A 542-nucleotide genomic window follows, 5' to 3' on the forward strand; every position below is an offset into this window, starting at 1 on the left:
ATGTTAAGAGAACGCGCTGAAAAGCATGGAGATGAAATTGCGATTGTAAGTAGTAATACACATATAACGTATAGTGAACTTGATAAAAAGGTAGATCGCTTAGCTGCAGGTTTATTGAATTTAGGAATAAAGCAAGAGGACCGAGTTGTTCTTCAGCTACCCAATGTTATAGAGTTTTTCGAAATATGTTTTGCACTATTTCGAATTGGAGCGCTTCCTGTTTTTGCGCTACCTTCACATCGAAGCAGTGAAATTAGTTATTTTTGTGAGTTTGGTGAGGCGAGCGCTTACGTTATTTCAGATAAGGCACTCGGATTTGATTATCGAAAACTAGCAAGAGAAGTGAAAGAGAAAGTTCCAACCTTACAACATGTAATCGTAGTGGGGGAAGAAGAAGAATTTGTGAACATAAATAATCTTTATATGGATCCGGTTCCATTACCAGAAGTTCAGCCAAGTGATGTTGCGTTTCTCCAATTATCAGGAGGGACAACAGGGCTTTCTAAATTAATTCCTAGAACACATGATGACTATATTTATAG

Annotated in this window: 1 protein-coding gene; it reads left to right on the top strand. The window is 37.5% G+C overall.

Going from position 1 to position 542, the window contains the following annotated elements:
• Positions 1-542, top strand: a 542-nt coding sequence (locus AC1DTM_RS31170) for an AMP-binding protein (protein WP_477001784.1), incomplete at both ends; no start/stop codon positions are given.

It is taken from the genome of Bacillus sp. P4_D3 (genome assembly GCF_056401855.1).